This window comes from Candidatus Williamhamiltonella endosymbiont of Tuberolachnus salignus (assembly GCF_964019775.1).
GTDB lineage: Bacteria > Pseudomonadota > Gammaproteobacteria > Enterobacterales > Enterobacteriaceae > Hamiltonella > Hamiltonella defendens.
The window spans coordinates 1,158,982-1,176,750 of the sequence record NZ_OZ026471.1; the positions used below are offsets into that span (position 1 = coordinate 1,158,982).

Consider the following 17,769-nt stretch of genomic DNA (forward strand, 5'->3'; position numbering starts at 1 on the left):
ACCAAAATTCGAATATAGGGGAAGACCATGATTATTACAACCGTTGGGATAGACCTTGCTAAAAATGTCTTTGCTGTTCATGGTGTTGATAAAAATGGTATTCCTGTTCTAGTTAAGCCTAAAGTGCCTCGAACCGCATTGCCAGAGCTAATGGCTAATTTACCTCCTTGCACGATCGGCATGGAGGCCTGTTCCGGCGCACATTACTGGGCAAGATTATTCACGCGGTATGGTCATAACGTCCGACTCATGGCGCCTAAATTTGTTTCTCCTTATCGCTTAGCAGGTAAAGCCGGGAAGAATGATGCGGCGGATGCGCTGGCGATTTGTGAAGCGGTTCGTCGGCCACATATGCGTTTTGTTCCTGTTAAAGATGAAGAACAACAGTCAATGCAATGCTTGCACCGTACCCGACAGGGATTTATTGAAGGGCGGACTGCATCTTATAACCGTCTTCGTGGATTAGTCTCTGAATTTGGTTTCATTGCACCACAACGTACGGAATCGTTACGCCGCCTGGTTGCAGAGCACAGGGAAAACCTACCAGGATGGGTCCGGCATTGCATCGATACTCTGCTAGAACATATTGATGCCATTGAGTTGAAAATTGCTGAGTATGATCGCATCCTGGCAACAATCGCTAAGCAGGATAGTCGCAGCCAAAATCTGATGAAACTCAAAGGGGTGGGTCCAACAACGGCGAGTGCGCTGGTTGCTAATTGGCACTGCTCATGATTTTAAAAATGGGCGTCAGTTGGCAGCTTGGCTCGGTTTAACACCGTCACAGTACAGTAGTGGGGGAAAATCCAGACTGGGAAAAATCACCAAAGCGGGTGATGCCTACTTACGCACCTTGCTTGTCCAAGGAGCACGTTCTGTCATGATTGGTGTGGAGAAGCAACAAGATCCTTTCAGTCAGTGGGTGAGTTCGCTGATCAACCGCCGAGGTTACTGGCGTACTGCTGTGGCAATCGCAGCCAAAAATGCCCGTTTATGTTGGGCGTCCCTGTTTTATGGTGATGACTTCAGGTTCTACAATAAGTCATTTAATTGACTCAGTAAAAATATCTTATCTGAACTGTCAGCGTTGATGTAAAAGGGTTAGACCCCCGTGAGGCATTTCTGTAAAAGTACTGGATATTATTATCCGTTTAGCGAACGAGAATCTTACGAGCGTCTTTCATCAGGGTCCGAATCGATAATGATTCATCATGGCCGTTTATAGTACCGCAGTCTTATCCCTTTAACTTCAGTGATAGATAGCCAGACAGAAAAAACCGGGGTTGACTAATCGGGGAAGCCCTTATAGAAGCCCTTATAGTACTTTAATTTCCCTTTCGTCAAACGACCCCTCTATGACCAAAAAAAGACTGAAGTATCCCCCAAAAAAATAAATGCGGTCACTGTGTGAGCTTGAGGCAGAAATGTTTTAGGGAAGACAACATGAGGGGGGAGTCACCAATCCGGTTATCTGGTGAAACCGAAAATGTTTCTTTTGGGGGTTTAGGGAGCAACACCAAATAGGCTTCTTGATATTTTGTAAAGACAGGCCAATCTTATTATTTGTATTACATACTATTAATATTCATTCAATATGAACCAACGAAATGATAAAAAAGCTTAATCTTAATCAAAGATGAACTTAAAAAAATTAGAAACCGTTTTAAAAAACATGATAAGAACAATGATATGATGGTTCTATTACTCTAAATGAATTAAAAGAAATATTAGGTGATTATTTTAGTGATGACGATATAAAAAAGAGTTTTAAGGAAATGGATTGAAATAAAGCTGGCCACGTCAGCTTTCATGAATTTTTGAAAGCTAATGTTAATTAAATTGAATTTTCATCAATTAAAATTCAAAAAATCATATTCAGCATACCCATTGGAAGTAGCCTCCTAAAAGTTGAGAGACTGTCAGGAATTCTGTGTAAGTGCGCGTTTTTCATAAATATTCCGACAAGCGTTCTGGGCATTCAATCATAAAATGATTGAATGCCCAGAACGCTTGTTTTGTACAGGCATAGTTCACGTCTGTAGCGAGTATTTGGGAAACCGAGGCTTCCCTGACTCATCAGGACATCGTTCCAGTCAATCCCTTTCGCTCTAGGCTGGGGAGATTAGGCAGCAGGAGGTACACACGAATGCCGCGCTTCTCCAGCTTGGCTTTCAACACGTTCGCTGACTTCTCACCAGTTACAGACTTATCTTTGTCAGCCCAGATCAGTACGTTATGAACACATTCCGGAATGGGCATCATTTTCTTGGCGTTGCCGACCTTGGCCTTCTTACCGTTTTGGGTGAGATATGTGCGCTGGAGCGTTACCAGATTGCCCCAAACATCTCGGACTCGGATAGCGCACACGATAGACGGGAACTCCCCAATCTCCGTCACCTCAGTTTCTGGTGGGCAACCAGCGCATCCAACAAGAACAACCGCGATCGGGTCAGATTTCAATCGCCTGTCATAATGTGGCCGCCAGTTGAACATTCAGGTAATTCCGTCCAGATACACTTTGCATTGAAACCATATTTAGATTAAATTTAAACTTAATTATAAAAAAGGGGGGATTTGTCATGAGAGTCGAAACAATCAGTTATGTGAAAAAAAACGCCGCCACGCTTGATCTGGCAGAACCGATTCTTGTCACACAGAACGGCGTTCCTGCGTATGTGATTGAGTCATACGATGTGCAAAAGGAGCGGGAAAACGCCATCGCATTACTGAAGCTGCTTACCCTCTCTGAGAAAGATAAAACTGACGGCAAGGTCTACTCAAGAGGCCAGCTGCTCGAGGGGTTATGATATGGGCGTTGTATTTCAATACACTAATACCGTCAAAATCTGTATCGATGATATTTCGAGTTATTTATTACGGCGTATAGAGGCGAAACGAAAAGAGGTTATCACCGCCATTATTGAGCAATTCGAAAAACGAGTGAGTGATTTCCCCCTGGGCTGTCAGATGTGCCCGGAATTGCTTAAAATAGGCTGTGCTCAATATCGTGAATGTAATACGGCAAATGGTTATCGTGTGCTGTATTCAGTCGAAGATGAAACTATTACAGCTCATGCTGTTTTGTCCCAAAAGCAGGACATTCAGCAACTGCTATTTAAGCGTATGATAAGTTTTTAATTAGACGCATAATCAATCTATGACGGACCGTCATAGGTTAAAAAATGCTCTTGGCATACAAAAAATTCTGTTTCCCGAACTGGGATTTTTTCTAGCTGATAGTTTTTTAGCCCTTGATAAATAGGCAGTAATTTCAAATAATGAAATACTAGTGTATTACATGTGTCATTCTTGGTTATTCTATTTTATTGTCAGAAAATGCGCATATTCCCGCTGATCCATCGAGAAAGTGACGCCTATCTGCGTTTCCCAAGTCCAGTGCAAACACCTTTTGCGTTAACGTGGGGTTGATGGCCGAGAGCACAGAAACTACTTGAGTACTGATGGGGATGCTTAAAAGTGACAGAACCGCCTAAAATTCAGAAAAAAACTCTGGCGCAGGGTAACCGAACAACGCCACGTACTATCGGCGTAAAGCAAAAGGCTTACTATGAAAAATATGATGCGATTGAAACAAGCCTTATCAGATAAAAGCCTCCTTTTGGGGTTTTATTCGTGAGTTATCATTTACCACTAATATCTATTGCAGGATCTGTATAGTCAGTCGTCTTTGCTATATAATTCCTTAAACCATAATCATTAGGATCATCTTTACAATCGAAAAAACTGTAGTTTTTATTTATTTTTTCGTTCTTTATGCCAATCCATTTAGCTATGCCATCAATAAAGTTTAGTCCTGATTTAAAAGAATAACACTCTTTTCTACTACTAGAATCAGATGATGTTTCGAACAATGGTATGTCATAACTAAACTTACTTAGCCTACTATTGTTTAGGTATATAACACCGTCAGTCTCATTGTGTGTTAATCCATGATCAGCAAAGTATAACATTGAGTAAGACCCCTGATTTTTAGAAAATTCTTTCATCATAAATGAATTTAATTTATGTAAAAACTCATCAGTTTTATTAATGGATGATATATAACAATTGATGTAAGAATATTTTTTATCGTTAACATTGGCTATTTTTTTATAATCGATCAATCTATCACAAGCATCAGAATGGGAACCATATAGGTGAACTACAATAAATTTCTTTTCTTTTGATTTTTTTATTATTTCTTTTATTTTTTCTAACAATAAAAAGTCACTGGTATTCTTACTATCATAATTTCCGTATTTTAAAAAATATTTATAATCACTTTTTTTAGCTATTGCAGAAATAGGAGTATCATGGTATCCAAAGTATCCTTGATTTGATAGCCAATAAGTTTTTATATCCGCTGACTTTACTAAATCAATCAATGTTAAATGATAGTTAGGTTTCCAGTTTTTAAAATCTGGTTTCGTTAACATTAACCTTAATGAAGAAACAGTATTTGAGCCTCCAGACGTTAATCCATTCACTAAAATCCCATTATTACTACTCATAAACGGAGTGTTATTTATTGGATAACCAAATGCATGGTGATAATCTTTTCTCGCACTTTCACCGATAACAAGAATGTAATTATCATATTTCGAATTTTCTAGATGAGATCTACCCCATTCTGAAGAAGATTTAAAATTATTTAACATAACAATTTCATTTTTAACTTCTAAAATCGATCTTATCGTAATTTTAAAAAATTCTGCTGGAGATTGATTTATCATAGAAAAAATAACAAAAATACTTATTAATGTTTTATTTTTATAAAACTCAATGTTGTTTTTTACGATAAAAAATCGATATAAAAAAATACCAGAAATTATAAAGATTGGATAAAAATAATTCTTTATAGGTATATGAGTCAAAAACTCTTTCATTTCGAGAAAATCTGTTGCAAAAACAGATGCCACATATGAATAATCAGGCGTTCCATAAATTATTCCTATTGGTGAATATATTGCATATAAAGTACACATAGGAAAAACTAAAAACCAAAAAGCTTTTTTTGATGAAGTCAAAATAACAATTAATATTAAAAGTAAAAAAATATTTCTTTCTGATGGAAGAATACCCGCGCATTTTAATATTAGCTTTGCTGTAAAAAACAAAATAACAAGAGAAATAAAAGAAAAAAATATTTTATTAAATTTCAAATTTTTTAAATTAATTGTTTTAATAATATTATTAATAGACGTTTTAATCATTTCTTTCTCATTAAAGAAGGGGAGAATGTCAAAAATATAGGGTTGAAGACGGTTTTCTTTTCCAAAGTGACCCGTTATCAATAAAGATATGGAAGTTTCTTTTTGTATAACTATCTCCTCTTGTTTATTGGTACCTTCAAAAAATTCCGATATGTCCGGTTTAATTTCAGATAACCCTTTCCTTGGTGCACTTTAATGACAATATAGTCCGGTACAGATTATCTCACAGGCGATTACGCCACAGGGTGACCTTTTCCATGACCGCGTCGAAGTCAGGAGCTTGGCGAATAACCATGACGGCTATTACTGCTTCGGCGTCCTTAAGGTTCTGTCGCATTAAGGCTTTTTAAATTGCCATAACCACATTATGTTGTGACTGGTTAAGCTGAATTTTTCTTAATGCGACAGAACCAACAAAACCAACTCAAAAAAATGCTTTTTTTTATTAAGAAACAAGTTAATTTGGGATTTTATTATAATAAACACCATCTAAATAACTACGATATTCAATTACTTGTTGTGTAATTTCATCATTAGTTCCAAAAAGGTACATATAAATCTTTATTCCATTTAACCTTATTAATTTCAATTTAAACTTATCTTCATAAGAAAATGGTTTCCCTGCTACAACATATTTTAGATTGTTTTTTTTAAAAAACTCTATCATTGAAATAAAATCATATTTTACAAGTAGAGTTTTTGTTATCTGACTAAGAGAGTAATAGTTAGCCATTGCACCGTCAAATATACCTCCACCCATTCTCATGGATTTTTTAGAGAAAAGCTCCATTTTTATTTTTGATTTATCATAAAATAAATTTACCATTTTTAATGGTTTATCAACTTTATCTGTTATAAATACAACATCAGGATGTGATAAAAACCAATTATTTATATCTTCAAAGCTCATTGCGGTATATTTGTTCAAAATTTTATATCGTTTAAATTCTTCAAGATTGGGTGGTAATTCGCCAGAATATCCCGTTTGTTGAGCCCATGTTTTCCAGTCATGTGTTCCAACATAGTACCCATCTTTTGTTTCTCTAATATCTAATTCAAATATTTTTGCACCTTCATTATATGAATTATTAAGCGCTTCAAGGCTGTTAGTATATATATGTCCATCTATCTATCCGCCAGCATGAGCAATTATATCAATTGAGTTTTTATTGAATTGAAATATCCTATATTCAACAAAAGAATATAGTCCTATTATAGATATAATAAGAAACAATGATATATACTTTAAGATATTAATAAATAACATTAAACCTCTTTGTATAAAGAGGAGCACGTTTCGCCTAGCCAAGATGATGCTCCATTAACGAATTGATTCAGCAAAAATGACCGTCATTTATCAAATTAATCCTTGTAAGGCATGACAAAAACGAGTTTAGCACTGAGATATAAAATTCTAAAAATAGCTAAAAATTACGATTCATTAATCAGTTAATTAATGAAATAAATATAACTTATTGCAATAACTTTAAATTAAATTTTGTGATTTTTTCTAATTATATATTATGTCGAATTAAACTTAAAAATCGCTGATTTATCATAGGCTTATTTGGGCTTTATGTGATTAAAAAGACTTCTTGCCTGTGTATATAAAAACCCCTATGAAAGGGTGACTTTCATAGGTATAGGTATAGGTATAGGTATAGGTATAGGTATAGGTATAGCTATACTATAGCATCAGGGAATTTTCTTTACCATACCAAAATGAGAGTAAATGATACTTATATTTATGTGATTTATGTCATTTTTGATGAAAATCATTCATCAACGGCATCAGTCTTTTTTTATGGATGAGAAATACCAATACCCTTGATTCATCAGCAAGGTTAACTGTGCCAAAAAATCGTCCTCGTTGATGAATTTTATGAGCATCTGGCCATCAATCATCCTGTGACGTGCCAGAATATTCCAGGCGTCGGCATGATCTGAGTCAAGCGACTCGCCGTTGACAAAATAGCGGTCGCCGATGTGTAACATACGCAGCCCCATTAACCGGTGCAATGGATGTCCCTGTTGCAATAAGGTCTGAACCTGTGAAGTGGCGTACACCTGCGCCGCAGGCGACTTCGGTAACTCATAGGCGGTTTGAGACATCTCCTGAACAAACCAGGTTTCAAGATGCTCTCTCTTCTGGACCAGGAATTGACTCATCATCTCTTGGACGGCGGTGATGTCTTGAGGCAGAATTTCGGTGGGATCTTCACGCAGGAGTAAATCGGGCGAGGGAGCATACTCAATGCCTCGATGGCTTTCATCTGAAAGCGACTCAGTCCATTTCCTTATCATGCGCAGGCTGTTGTCTGTCCAAAAATGAAGGCAGTAACTCTCATGGCGGCTTCGGACGAAATGGCTTCATGGGCAGAGCCTTTGGGGATATACAGCATATCCCCGGAACTCAGCTCTTCATCCATCATTGCTTCAGAAAAGTCGTTCTGACCATCATCAAAAACCGGCGATGACCCTCGATCTCCTACACGCCAGCGGCTACGTCCCATCCCTTGTATCACCAACACGTCAGACGGTTTAGTCTGAGGGCCAATCCCACCGCCGGGTACTGAAAAAACCACCGTCAGCTCTTCTTTGACCCAATCGGGGAAGACACGAAACAGAGACAGGAATTTTTCAGCGGGTCTGTGCGAATGATTAATCGCTTCCACCCGTAGTGACCAGTTTCGTTGACCTAATGAGGCATACCCATTAAAGGGTTTATGCACTAATTGATATTTTCCATGATTCCTTTGAATGAGTTGGCTCTCGAGGGCTTGTTCTGTCACCAGTTTTTCCAGCTCTTCAGGCGAAACCGGATTGATAAAATGAGAAATCGCTTTTTTTAAAAATACAGGCCGCTTTTGCCAATGGTGTTGTAAAAAATCTTCCCAGTTGATGATGAGATGCATGTGCTACATTCTCCCTGTTTTTACTATCAAAATGAATAAAATACTCCTACCATCAAGGTTTTTTGGCGGTATCGCATCTTATTTAAAATGATGATATCAAATCAAATATTGATTGGCATTTCTTATTATATTGACGTTGTTATTATTTCGGTTTGGGTCATTCATTTTATCCCCCTCTCGCTCCAAAAACAGGGTTTCCTGTTAATTTCATTTTTAATAACTCTGATGGTCTTTAACGTCATACCACATACCGAAAAAAATTTTGAGGTTTAAAAAAATCCTTTTGGAAAAGCCAGTAAAAGAAAGGGCGGTTTATCAGATTTGCGACATGATAGGAGTGTCAAAGCCAACGCTTTACAAATATATCGAGGTTGCCAGAAGTCGTTTGACGAAAGGGGTGTTTAGTTCCGGCCCCTCCGAAACGGGAGGCGAGAAGCCCCAGCCAATAAATCAAAGGCCAATCCAAATTGGCTAATCTATTTTTGGCTACCCAAATTGACCATGCAACATGAAAAATACTTGTGTTTTGGTGCTTACGCTGTACAATGGTATCATTGATATCCTGAAACAGAAGAGATACCAAATGGCAAACGTAAATGTAAGAAATCTGCCCGATGAGGTGCATCGGGCCATCCGAATCCAAGCCGCCCAGCATGGCCGCAGCACTGAGGCCGAAATTCGCGACATTTTGGAGCGGGCAGCGAAGCCCGAGGGCCGCGTGAAACTTGGCTCTTTCCTGGCTTCCATCGCGCGCGAGGCTGGCGGCCTGAGCGATGAAGAACACGCCTTATTTGAGAGCGCGGGCATCAAGTCTCCAGCCCGTGCGGCGAGCTTCAAATGATCCTGCTCGATACGAACGTGATTTCGGAGACGCAGCGCCAGGAACCCGATGCCCGCGTCCTTCACTGGATCGACGCGCAAGCGCTGGAAACGCTCTACCTTTCCGCGATCACGGTAGCCGAGTTGCGTGCAGGTATCGCTCTGATTCCGGCAGGAAAGCGCAGGGACAGCCTGCATGAGAACTTGGAAAAGCGCCTGCTGCCGATGTTCGCCAATCGGGTGCTGTCGTTCGATATGGCTTGTACGAAAGCCCATGCCGAGCTGCTGGCCAAATCCCGCGCTGCCGGCTTGGCGATCGAAACGGCCGATGCCTTCATTGCGGCCGTCTCTCTCGCCAACGGCTTCACCGTCGCCACCCGCGACACCAGCCCTTTTGAAGCTGCTGGGGTGAACGTCATCAATCCATGGGAGGCGGCGCAGTGACAACGGCCCAGAACAGTGACAAGTAGATCTACTTGTCACCAATACCAACCCCTGCGCTCTAACGCCGGTTTTTTAGGAATGGCGAACTCGTAAAGGGCTGCTGACCATTACAGCTAACATTTAAATAGTGATGGGTACATGTATCAACTATTCATTTGATCTGATATTCCATATATTTTAAAAAAAGGTTGAACTCCCTATAAAAATCATTCTTAAGTAAATACATAAATACTTATGTAAGTATATATGTATATTTATATAATATAATATAATATAATGATATAACTGACAGTGCCCATTTTATCGCTTTTAGAACAAAACTCAGGTTTTTATCGAATTTTTTCATGGCCTCTATTTTTGTCAAATAACAAAATGAGCGTTTTTTAATATTTTTTTATTTTTTAAATGATTAAAATTCTCTGAAAAATTGTTTCATTTAAATAACATTAAAAATAAAGGTACGTAAAAATATTTAATAATTTTATCCAAAGAACTTTTCCCGAAAATACTTTAAAAAAAGATCAATACTTCATGAAGTATTAATAAATTGATTTTTAAAAAAAATCATAACCTATTACATTTATCAAGGCAAAAAATGAACGTTTATAAAGAAAAAATCATTACAAATCCTATTGTTTTAAATAATTCTACAAATAAAAATAATTCATCAATAATCCGTTCTTTTAAATCAGCAAGCTCTCAAAATAAATACTTTTATGTTCCAAGTCCTATTTTGGAAGAATCTCAACCACCAGTTATTAACCGAGATTCTGGATATGAAATAGTCAGTCAGAATATAAAAAATATTTTAAATAAAAACCGGATTTTACCGTAATTGTTGATACAGAAAAAGTAAAAGAAGATTGTATAAGATCTATTCAAGATAATTTAAAAAGTGAAAAATTTCTTTCAGTTCTAAAGCGAGAATGTAGCGATTTGTCAGACGAAGAGATTAAATTGATATTAAGTAAACAAATAAATGTTATTTCAATTGAAAAAAATCCATTAGATTTTATTGATAATAACGACAAGATTTATATATTGGGACACGGGTCAGCTGGACGTAAAGGAATTTACGTTACACCCAAAAAGGGTGAGAAATATTGTTATCATACAGATAACATCGTTGATGTATTATCGAAAAGCGGATTAAGTCAATCACATATATCTTTTAAATTACTTCCATGTCACTCAGCAGATAGCAAACCTCTAGAGTTATTAGATCCTAGCGAAGAAGCATATTCTAGAGCTTCAGAGCCGTTTGAAAAAATAGTTAAGGGTAAAGACACCACTGTGACTGTAAAACCACTGGCTCATCATTTTTCTGAATCATTAAACAAAAAGGGGTTTTGCAATGCAAAAGTGACAGGCTACCATGGTTCCGTTCAACGGTTACCTTTTAAAGGGACAGACGGATTATATCATTCTGGAGTACTAGGTAATGAAGATTACGATTCAAAAAGAAGAAGTGAACATAAAGAAATATTTAATTTTTCTGGTAGATTGAAATCCTCTCAAGTCAATACACCAGAGAATGAAGCTGGCCCATCTGGATATCATCATAATGAGGCTAATACCAGTACATCAGCCACAGAGAGCACCCCAACACCGAGTACTAGCACAGCCGCCATGGGCAATAGCGCCGGAACCTCTGCTCATCAAAATACCGCAGCCATATCGAATGCAACAGCACATGCAGCATTGACTTCAAGTTCATCAGAAGTCGAATTGGATAATTTGTTTCAACCCCTCTCTGAGAATAATGACACCTCTAAACCGGTGAGCACAGAAGAAAGCCGAAAAGAAAAAGCAGAGAAAGCCCTCGAAAATATCAAAAACGAGGATACGAACACACGCCTGCGGGAAAGCAGGACGTTAAGACAGCTCAACGAGACTCAAACAACACCAAGAAATGAAGGAACAAATTTCGAAAGGCCTACAGAGTCCTTAGAGCCTCATCAGCCGGTCGCCAAGCTTGATGTTTCAGAGGTGCTTGACTTGATGTTAAGAGAGTTAAGAGAAAACAAAAGTGCTTTTAGATATAAGAATTTCGCGAAAAACCTCGCTTTCCTCTCACAGTTTGCGACAGCAGATGAAATTGTTTCCATTTTTTATAACAAAGATTTTGTCAAGGAGTTTGTTCACGAAGCTCAAAAAGTGAGTCCTCTTTGTAGGTATCCTTCGGAATATGACAGACAAAAACTGGCTCTATTTAACATGGCCTGTGACGTCGTCGCTGAACTTGCCGAAACTGGGAAGCTTCCCGAGGAAGGCTATCGCGTTTGGTGTAATAAAGAGAAATTATGGTCTCCCACATATTGTATTAAACAACATATCAAGAACCTAGGAATAAATCTTAAGGCATTTCTTAAAATAGCCAAACGTGCAGATTTTCCTTCATCGGGCTTTAAAAGTCATCAAGAGTGTTTAAAATACATTGACAAAGACCTCGAAAAGAAACAAGAGAAAATGGATAGAAGACTATCAAATATCAAAAAACAACTGCAGGCGTTAGGCCAGCGGTAAAGGGATTCGGTTAAAACGGTTGACCTCGATAGCCCCGCTGAAAAAAAAGATATTCTTTCTTACGTAAGAACGACAATGGAAAAATTAGCCAACGAGGCTGAAGAACTTGAGAGAACAGATGAAGACTTAGGAGAAGCGTTAGACAGTCAAAGACAGCGAGACGCAATCAATGCCCACAACGATAATCAAAAACAAAATCAACGAAGGGCTCAGTCTATGCAGAGTTTTTCCTATTTTTCTCAAGGCAATAAAATACAGGCAGAGCAATCTCATCACGAAAGAAGGCTACGAGATGCTCAGACTCAACATCAGAAAAAAATCGATTATCAACTATATGACCACGAAAGAGCACTGCAAACAAAAATAATTGACTTCAGAACCAGTAGTTTAGCCATTGACACTGAAAGAAATCTGGCAATAGAGATGAGCGATAAAAAACATCGGTTAGAACAAGAACAAAAGCAGTATCATCAGTTAGGTCAGACGCCTGCACCGACAGCGATAGGACAGTCTGAGGAACATCCGCCAACCGACATGCAATTAAATGGTTTTAAGAACAATCCGCCAGAGGGTGTTCCCGTAAATCATTCAGGATTACCCAACGCGGGCAATCCTCATACATTACCTGAAACTAACAGCCATGACTCAGCCCCACGGACTGCGCCTATCAATGACGGAGGCCTCGCAAACGATGCAGAAATGAACAGTATAGGGACACGTTCATCAACAGCTTATTTACGTTTCCCCGGTGCGACATTCACTCCGCACGGAAACAAAAACAATGTTGTTGGAATTAATATGCCTATTCAAATACCTAATAACCAAGGGGGGATGGATACTGGCAGTGTGAGCCTGGATGTCAAACCAGAAGAGGGAAAGACAGTTATTTATGTCAATGACAATCCTATTGAGTCTACAAGCTATGAAACTGAAACACAGGCACATCAGCCATTTCAACGACCTCAACCACCCACCTTGGTTGATTTTCGGACAAACGCTGATGGTATTGGAGCGCACTTTAGAAGTACCGATGGCTCAGAAGTTCAGACTGCACTGTCTTGGACTTCGTTCGACGGTTTGAAAATTCAAAATTATGATTCTCAAGAAACAATATCGATTAATACATTCGCTATAACTCAGAAACCGAGTAAAAAATTGATTTAAGCCGGTTTCTAATAATGCGACTAAAACGGCACTGTTGCAAATATGAGGATGGGTAAGTCCTGATTTCAGTAAAAAGACTTACATTTCAAATACTCTGTTCACCAGACGCATTTCACCTGGTGGATGACCGAAATAAAACGATTCTGCCTGGCCTTTGCGCAGTGCCCGCATCACTTCAATGCCCTTTATCGTGGCATAAGCCGTCTTCATCGATTTGAACCCCAGCGTGGCGCCAATGATCCGTTTCAGCTCGCCATGATCGCATTCGATCACGTTGTTACGGTATTTAATCTGACGGTGCTCAACGTCAGGCGGGCACCGGCCTTCGCGTTTGAGCAGAGTCAGCGCCTTGTGAGTATTGATAAAGCGTGGGATCTGCCAGCGTTTCACATTGTTTAAAATCTTACCCAGAAACCGGTATGCGGCTTTGCTGTTACGACGGGAGGAAAGATAAAAATTGAGGGTACGTCCTCTGCTGTCGACGGCACGATATAAATAAGCCCACCGGTCATTGACCTTCACGTAGGTCTCGTCAATGGGCCACTGGCTGAGCTCGGAAGGATTATTGCGCCAGTACCCCCTCAGCCGCTTTTCCATTTCCGGAGCATAGCGCTGAACCCAGCGGTAGAGCGTCGTATGGTCGACACTGACAACGCGTTCAGCCAGCATTTCCTGGAGTTCGCGATAGCTGATGCCCTATTTGCAGTACCAGCGTACCGCCCACAGAATGATGTCCTGGTTAAAATGTCGACCTTTAAATATGTTCATGGGCAGTATCTTTGATAAATTTATTGACAAGCCTATCAGTTTGCTGATCTTTGCAACAGTGCCTTCCATAATACGACGGCGTTAGTAACAAGCCCCAGTGCTCCCAGTTGATCTTCCTGACCGTCGGTATATCGCATTAACACTCTCAAAAAAATCGAATGAATCATACATTACTTACTTATATAAATACATACTTACTTATTTATATAAGTAAGTATGTATTTTTTATAAAATTAATATATATTAAATTACGTATATACATGCTTAATTACATAAAAAAGGGGCAATTAATGAGGATTTCGATAGTTAATACAAAAGGTGGTGTTGGAAAAACTACAACTGCTGTGCATTTAGCTACTTATTTGTCTTCGTTGGCATCGACACTATTAATAGATGGAGATCCGCAGGAAAGTGCAGCCACTTGGGCTTCTTGGCGGCGAGAACGTTTGGTGAAACGGGGTAGTTTATTGCTTACTACTACTTGTCTTCATGGTAAAGCTATTTATGATGAAGGAAAATCCCTTTCAAAAGGTTTTATGCATACAGTAATTGATGCAGGAGGGAGGGATGCGCCCGGTCTAAGAAACGCTTTATTACTATCAGAATTGGCGATTATACCAATCGGAGCATCTCATCTTGATGCGGCAGCTATGACAGATTTATTAGAGGTTCTGGATTTGGCTACGGATTATAATCCAACATTGAAGGCAAAAGTTTTGTTAAGTCGTATTGATCCTAGAACAAAAGATGCAAAAGAAATGATTGAATTTTTAAAAGAAAATGATTTAGAAGTGCTGTCGGCTCGTGTATGTGAACGGGTGTCGTTTCGACGAGCAATTGGAGAAGGAAGTACTGTAGAAGAGCTTGGGAAGGATACTGTCGCTATTTCAGAAATGAATTCGTTTTATAAGGAGATTTTGTCATGAAAAAGAAACCTTCTTTGGATGAATTTCGTAGCGGAGGTGGTGAAACCGTAACAGAAAAAACGAATGAAATATACTCTGTCTCCGAGAGAGCCAATAAAACTATTCGCATCAGAAAATCTTTTGAAAAAAAACTTAAAGAGAATGCTTTCTATCGTTCAATGAAAGAAAATCGTAGAGTCACTGAGTCTGATATTATTGATGAAGCATTAGAAAAATATTTTAAAATTCTTTAAAAATGAGACTGTACCAAAATTTATGTAAATTCCCGTATTCGATAATCTGTCGTTATCTTGACCCCATCATTTGATATCCGGTGTCGGTGTTGTTCCGAAAAAGATCGTCGCCGCCTTTAAGATAAAGCCGTTTTTATGCTTTCATATACAGCTCTATATATTTACTTTTGTGTAAGACACTAAATAAAATTCATAAAAAACCCCTCCGCAATCCTGACTTGAAAAGAGAGTGTCAATATATGGCTAATACTAGGGAAGCTATGACTGTAATAAAGTTTAAAGGTAAATAATACCTAAAAATTCATAAAATGAATCATTTTTTTAATTACTCCCACCTTCTGTAATTCGACCGAACTACCCACAGTATTAAATAATGTAACTACCATCCAAAATGAATCAAATCTACTATAAAAAATCAGAAAGCAAATTATGAAAAATTTAGATTGCATTAAGGAAAATCAATGTTGAAACTTGATAAATTAAAGTTCAGTCAATGGAAAAACGTTCGAAGAATTATATTAAAAAAATATACCTACTTATTTTACATCTATATGAAGAAAATAATGACGAGGAGTTGTATTTTAATAAACTTAATAATATATAAAACTTATTTTTTTAAAAATAGAAATTTTTTAAAAAAATAGAGAAATTTTATATAAAATTTTTATCAGTAATAACTTTATATTATTTTATAATAATGAAAAAAATTTAATGAAAATAAAACAAAAATTGTAATGTCAATTTGTATTTATTTTTTTTAAAAATAAAATTAAAAATTTATTCATTTTGTTATAAAAAATAATAATATTAATTATTTTTTAATCACTTTTTTTCTAATTTTTTATCAGAAATCATTTTCTGGATAGATTTTAATCCGACTTTTATCCCTGCACTTTCAAGAGCCGATTTAATATCTTCTGAAATGTACCCTTTATTTAAAGCTAATTTGATTATTTGCGCCTTTAAATTTTCCAAGACATCGTCTTTATTTAGTCTTATATTTTTTAGGACAGGATATGTTTTGTTGAACCGCTTGCAAGCAAGCGTCCCAACAACCGTTCCCTTCGGTCACTAACAACCTGGTCAGGGCGGTGCCCCGACACCCCTGATTGGAAACTCCATGAGCCAAAGCGAAAAACGCCAAAGAACCCAATTATTATTGGGTATCCGATGTACTCCAGAAGAAAAAAAACTCATTCAAGAGAAGGCCGAAGCCTCTGGTTTAAGAGTGGGAGAATTTCTGCGCCGCTGTGCCCTGGGAAGACGCATTACTCCCAAAACTGATGTGAAACTTATCTCTGAATTATCAAAGACAGGACTGCTTCAAAAACAGCTTTTTAACGAAGGAAAAGGGGTTCATAGTCAAGAGTACTTAGATATATTAGCGGCCTTAAAAAAGGCGATTTTGAAAATTGATTTTAAGGAATAAAGGATGGTCGTTGTCATTCCAAAAAAGCGCCGTGATGGAAAATCAAGTTTTCTTAAACTGGTGTTTTACCTCTCTTTCCGTGAAGATAATCCAGGTGATATTCCCGTGACCGCTGATGCTTTTTTTGACCGTCCTTCCACTTCTAAAATCGCGGTGTTTGATCGTTTAATTGATTATATTGATCGCCATGCTTCCCCTGAATCACAGCAGCTCATCACGCACCTACCCGATGGGAGTCATCGGATTCTTTGTGAAGGCGTTTTATGTCAAACGAACACGTTGAGTATTGAAACCGCCTCCTCTGAAATGAATGCGGTGGCCTCGAATAATCGTCGTTGTCTCGATCCGGTTTATCATTTTATTTTGTCTTGGCCGGAGACGGACTCTCCGACGGTAGAACAGATTTTTGAAAGCGCGCGGCATAGTCTTAAAGCCTTGGGGATGTCTGACCATCAATACGTGACTGCGATTCATCGTGACACCGATAACCTCCATTGTCATGTGGCGGCCAACCGTATTCATCCCCTTTCTTATCGTGCAGTGAACCTCTATAACGACGTTAAAATTTTGCACAAAGCCTGCCGAAAATTAGAGCTTAAATATGATTGGAAACCGGATAATGGGTGTTGGAAGAGAGATCAAAATCATCAGATTATTCGAGCTGAATCTCAATATCCCTCGGCTCCGAGAGCAGCGACGCAGTTTGAATATCACGAAGATAAAGAAAGTTTTTATTCGTATGTGGTTCGTACGTGCCGAACAGAGTTGACTTCTATTTTAAAAGGGCCGCTTCAAGAATGGGAAGAGGTGCACGCTGTTTTTTTAAGGGCCCATCTGGAATTAAAAAAGAAAGGTTCTGGGTTGGCGATTTATGACAAAAATTGTCCGAACAATGTTCCTTTAAAAGCCAGCAGTTTACATCCTCAACTCACTCTTTCGAAATTAGTGCCTCGCATTGGCGAATTTGAAAATGCGCCCCGAGTGATGGAATTTAAAAATGAACAAGGGGAGGTGACCTTAACAAACTATATGGTGAGTTCACATTATGATGATCGACTTCATTTGCGTGATCATCAAGCTCGAATGACTCGCCGATTAGAACGCGCTGAGGCCCGAGAAGAGTTAAAATTGCGTTATCAAACTGACAAAAAAGAAGCGAAATGCCCTTCTTTTGACGCAAAAAATCGTTTCAGAACTCTTTCCATGACCTTTCGTTTCCGAAGAGCCCATGTGTGTGTTGCGGTGCGCGATCCTTTAACTCAACCCCGTGCAGGAATTGTCCGGGCATAATATTTCCTCACTGTTAGGACGAGACATGTTTCGTTGCCCAGC

The 17,769-nt window shown here is 38.4% G+C and carries 17 protein-coding genes and 2 pseudogenes; 12 read left to right on the plus strand and 7 right to left on the minus strand.

The annotated features are described in order from the left end of the window. The first annotated feature begins 27 nt into the window (after window positions 1-27). A pseudogene (locus AACL23_RS05620) lies at window positions 28-1,054 on the plus strand (IS110 family transposase). Between the two features lie 1,022 nt (window positions 1,055-2,076). Here AACL23_RS05620 and AACL23_RS05625 read toward each other — a convergent pair. Next, window positions 2,077-2,493 (minus strand): DUF7146 domain-containing protein, encoded by a 417-nt coding sequence (locus AACL23_RS05625; protein WP_407079218.1) that lies wholly within the window; start codon window positions 2,491-2,493, stop codon window positions 2,077-2,079. Between the two features lie 86 nt (window positions 2,494-2,579). On the opposite strand from AACL23_RS05625, the gene AACL23_RS05630 reads away from it, so the two are divergent. Both AACL23_RS05630 and AACL23_RS05635 read left to right on the plus strand, forming a co-directional pair. Continuing rightward, a complete protein-coding gene (locus AACL23_RS05630; RefSeq protein WP_015873792.1) occupies window positions 2,580-2,807 on the plus strand; it encodes a type II toxin-antitoxin system Phd/YefM family antitoxin in 228 nt (75 codons plus the stop codon). A gap of 1 nt (window position 2,808) precedes the next feature. Next, the gene (locus AACL23_RS05635; protein WP_100096831.1) at window positions 2,809-3,138 is read left to right on the plus strand and encodes a type II toxin-antitoxin system RelE/ParE family toxin; all 330 of its coding nucleotides are present in this window, start codon (window positions 2,809-2,811) and stop codon (window positions 3,136-3,138) included. A gap of 503 nt (window positions 3,139-3,641) precedes the next feature. Here AACL23_RS05635 and AACL23_RS05640 read toward each other — a convergent pair. The 4 genes from AACL23_RS05640 to AACL23_RS05655 all read right to left on the minus strand — a co-directional run bounded on the left by AACL23_RS05640 (window position 3,642) and on the right by AACL23_RS05655 (window position 8,128). Continuing rightward, window positions 3,642-5,213, minus strand: a complete 1,572-nt coding sequence (locus tag AACL23_RS05640; RefSeq protein WP_100096832.1) for a phosphoethanolamine transferase — start codon at window positions 5,211-5,213, stop codon at window positions 3,642-3,644. A 457-nt stretch (window positions 5,214-5,670) separates the two neighbouring features. Next, a complete protein-coding gene (locus AACL23_RS05645; protein WP_339051602.1) occupies window positions 5,671-6,342 on the minus strand; it encodes a glycerophosphodiester phosphodiesterase family protein in 672 nt (223 codons plus the stop codon). A gap of 662 nt (window positions 6,343-7,004) precedes the next feature. Then, complete coding sequence (locus AACL23_RS05650; RefSeq protein WP_339050615.1) at window positions 7,005-7,517, minus strand: winged helix domain-containing protein; 513 nt, start codon at window positions 7,515-7,517, stop codon at window positions 7,005-7,007. Then, complete coding sequence (locus tag AACL23_RS05655; protein WP_234817401.1) at window positions 7,514-8,128, minus strand: cupin domain-containing protein; 615 nt, start codon at window positions 8,126-8,128, stop codon at window positions 7,514-7,516. The genes AACL23_RS05650 and AACL23_RS05655 overlap by 4 nt, the downstream gene beginning before the upstream one ends. Window positions 8,129-8,636: 508 nt before the next feature. Between AACL23_RS05655 and AACL23_RS05660 the strand changes: the two genes are divergently transcribed. From AACL23_RS05660 to AACL23_RS05680, 5 genes are all read left to right on the plus strand, one after another. After that, on the plus strand, window positions 8,637-8,969 hold the full coding sequence (locus AACL23_RS05660) for a FitA-like ribbon-helix-helix domain-containing protein (RefSeq protein ID WP_320410213.1): 333 nt from the start codon (window positions 8,637-8,639) through the stop codon (window positions 8,967-8,969). Next, window positions 8,966-9,391 carry a type II toxin-antitoxin system VapC family toxin gene (locus AACL23_RS05665; RefSeq protein ID WP_044612395.1) on the plus strand — a complete coding sequence of 142 codons (426 nt, stop codon included), beginning with the start codon at window positions 8,966-8,968 and terminating at the stop codon, window positions 9,389-9,391. Before AACL23_RS05660 ends, AACL23_RS05665 begins: the two co-directional genes overlap by 4 nt. Before the next feature lie 595 nt (window positions 9,392-9,986). Continuing rightward, complete coding sequence (locus AACL23_RS05670) at window positions 9,987-10,226, plus strand: hypothetical protein (RefSeq protein WP_339050620.1); 240 nt, start codon at window positions 9,987-9,989, stop codon at window positions 10,224-10,226. 122 nt (window positions 10,227-10,348) lie between these two features. Continuing rightward, on the plus strand, window positions 10,349-11,917 hold the full coding sequence (locus AACL23_RS05675) for a hypothetical protein (protein WP_339050622.1): 1,569 nt from the start codon (window positions 10,349-10,351) through the stop codon (window positions 11,915-11,917). Window positions 11,918-11,992: 75 nt separating this feature from the next. Beyond that, window positions 11,993-13,081, plus strand: coding sequence for a hypothetical protein (locus tag AACL23_RS05680; RefSeq protein ID WP_339050624.1), 1,089 nt, complete (start codon window positions 11,993-11,995; stop codon window positions 13,079-13,081). Between the two features lie 78 nt (window positions 13,082-13,159). On the opposite strand, the pseudogene AACL23_RS05685 reads toward AACL23_RS05680, so the two are convergent. Further along, window positions 13,160-13,849: pseudogene (locus AACL23_RS05685) on the minus strand (IS6 family transposase). Between the two features lie 290 nt (window positions 13,850-14,139). Between AACL23_RS05685 and AACL23_RS05690 the strand changes: the two are divergent. Continuing rightward, entirely contained in the window at window positions 14,140-14,775 is a 636-nt protein-coding gene (locus tag AACL23_RS05690; RefSeq protein WP_171967907.1) for a ParA family protein, read from the plus strand. Then, window positions 14,772-15,008, plus strand: a complete 237-nt coding sequence (locus AACL23_RS05695; RefSeq protein WP_015874472.1) for a hypothetical protein — start codon at window positions 14,772-14,774, stop codon at window positions 15,006-15,008. Before AACL23_RS05690 ends, AACL23_RS05695 begins: the two co-directional genes overlap by 4 nt. Before the next feature lie 822 nt (window positions 15,009-15,830). On the opposite strand, the gene AACL23_RS05700 is transcribed toward AACL23_RS05695, so the two are convergent. Further along, on the minus strand, window positions 15,831-15,983 hold the full coding sequence (locus AACL23_RS05700) for a hypothetical protein (protein ID WP_235661239.1): 153 nt from the start codon (window positions 15,981-15,983) through the stop codon (window positions 15,831-15,833). 145 nt (window positions 15,984-16,128) lie between these two features. Between AACL23_RS05700 and mobA the strand changes: the two genes are divergently transcribed. Further along, a complete protein-coding gene (gene mobA / locus AACL23_RS05705; protein WP_171967833.1) occupies window positions 16,129-16,437 on the plus strand; it encodes a plasmid mobilization protein MobA in 309 nt (102 codons plus the stop codon). 3 nt (window positions 16,438-16,440) lie between these two features. Then, window positions 16,441-17,727, plus strand: a complete 1,287-nt coding sequence (gene traI / locus AACL23_RS05710; protein ID WP_234817402.1) for a TraI/MobA(P) family conjugative relaxase — start codon at window positions 16,441-16,443, stop codon at window positions 17,725-17,727. Window positions 17,728-17,769 lie beyond the last annotated feature (42 nt).

What these genes read in the sequence shown, in the direction of transcription:
- AACL23_RS05625 (WP_407079218.1), bottom strand. Translation starts at nt 2,493, where the DNA reads ATGTTCAACTGGCGGCCACATTATGACAGGCGATTGAAATCTGACCCG.
- AACL23_RS05630 (WP_015873792.1), top strand. Translation starts at nt 2,580, where the DNA reads ATGAGAGTCGAAACAATCAGTTATGTGAAAAAAAACGCCGCCACGCTT.
- AACL23_RS05635 (WP_100096831.1), top strand. Translation starts at nt 2,809, where the DNA reads ATGGGCGTTGTATTTCAATACACTAATACCGTCAAAATCTGTATCGAT.
- AACL23_RS05640 (WP_100096832.1), bottom strand. Translation starts at nt 5,213, where the DNA reads ATGATTAAAACGTCTATTAATAATATTATTAAAACAATTAATTTAAAA.
- AACL23_RS05650 (WP_339050615.1), bottom strand. Translation starts at nt 7,517, where the DNA reads ATGATAAGGAAATGGACTGAGTCGCTTTCAGATGAAAGCCATCGAGGC.
- AACL23_RS05655 (WP_234817401.1), bottom strand. Translation starts at nt 8,128, where the DNA reads ATGCATCTCATCATCAACTGGGAAGATTTTTTACAACACCATTGGCAA.
- AACL23_RS05660 (WP_320410213.1), top strand. Translation starts at nt 8,637, where the DNA reads ATGAAAAATACTTGTGTTTTGGTGCTTACGCTGTACAATGGTATCATT.
- AACL23_RS05665 (WP_044612395.1), top strand. Translation starts at nt 8,966, where the DNA reads ATGATCCTGCTCGATACGAACGTGATTTCGGAGACGCAGCGCCAGGAA.
- AACL23_RS05670 (WP_339050620.1), top strand. Translation starts at nt 9,987, where the DNA reads ATGAACGTTTATAAAGAAAAAATCATTACAAATCCTATTGTTTTAAAT.
- AACL23_RS05680 (WP_339050624.1), top strand. Translation starts at nt 11,993, where the DNA reads ATGGAAAAATTAGCCAACGAGGCTGAAGAACTTGAGAGAACAGATGAA.
- AACL23_RS05690 (WP_171967907.1), top strand. Translation starts at nt 14,140, where the DNA reads ATGAGGATTTCGATAGTTAATACAAAAGGTGGTGTTGGAAAAACTACA.
- AACL23_RS05695 (WP_015874472.1), top strand. Translation starts at nt 14,772, where the DNA reads ATGAAAAAGAAACCTTCTTTGGATGAATTTCGTAGCGGAGGTGGTGAA.
- mobA (WP_171967833.1), top strand. Translation starts at nt 16,129, where the DNA reads ATGAGCCAAAGCGAAAAACGCCAAAGAACCCAATTATTATTGGGTATC.
- traI (WP_234817402.1), top strand. Translation starts at nt 16,441, where the DNA reads ATGGTCGTTGTCATTCCAAAAAAGCGCCGTGATGGAAAATCAAGTTTT.